The 779-nt window shown below is 67.9% G+C and carries 1 pseudogene; it reads right to left on the bottom strand.

Annotation, left to right across the window (positions count from 1 at the left end):
* Window positions 1-664: pseudogene (locus BFN01_RS14385) on the bottom strand (hypothetical protein); the annotation flags it as partial.
* Window positions 665-779 lie beyond the last annotated feature (115 nt).

Below are 779 nucleotides of genomic sequence, written 5' to 3'. Positions count from 1 at the left end.
CTCGACCACCGTCCGACGCCGAGAGCATGAACCGTGCATCGAGGAACGCCGTGTGCGCATCCTCGAGCGTCGTCTCCGCCGCGTCGTCGACGACGCGCTGGCACTCGTCGACGTCGTCGGTCACCGCAGCCCAGCGCTCCTGGGCGTCGGCACGCTGGGCACCGAGCGCGCCGATCTCGTCGCGCAGCACGGCCGCGCGCACCTTAAGGCCGTCGGCCCGCTCACGCAGATCGGCGATCTCGGGATTCGCCGTCGTGACCTCCGCCTCGACGCCCTGCCAGCGCTCGACCTCCGCAACCAGCGATGCGACGTCGATCTGCTCCCAGGTCAGGTCGTGGATCATCGCGAAGGCCGTCGAGCGCTGCTCGATGGCATCCATCGCCGCCTCCGCGTCGGTCACCGCGGCGGTCGCCACCGCGGCCTCCGCCTCGAGCGCCGCAGCCTGCTCGTCGAGCGCACGCAGGCGCCGCTCGTTCGAGAAGCCGAGCACGTTCTCGCGTCCGTGCCCGCCGTGAGCGCCGCGGCTGCCCTGCGACATCTGCCCGGCGATCGTGAGCGCCATCGAGTGCGCCCCCAGCTGCGCCGACGAGTCGACGCACACGAACCCGAAGCGCTCGTCGAGGCGCTGCTGCAACCAGCCCGTGAACCTGTCTCTTATACACATCTAAAAAAAAACAATCCTTACCGCAACGAACCTCAACCTCTCGCTTCTGTCCTGCACCTACTTCCCCACTCTCCACAACACCTTTCTCTCAGCCCCATCTCTACACCCAGTACCC

Source organism: Microbacterium sp. AR7-10 (assembly GCF_001878835.1).
GTDB classification, from domain to species: domain Bacteria; phylum Actinomycetota; class Actinomycetes; order Actinomycetales; family Microbacteriaceae; genus Microbacterium; species Microbacterium commune.
This window is presented reverse-complemented; position numbering and strand designations above follow the sequence as displayed.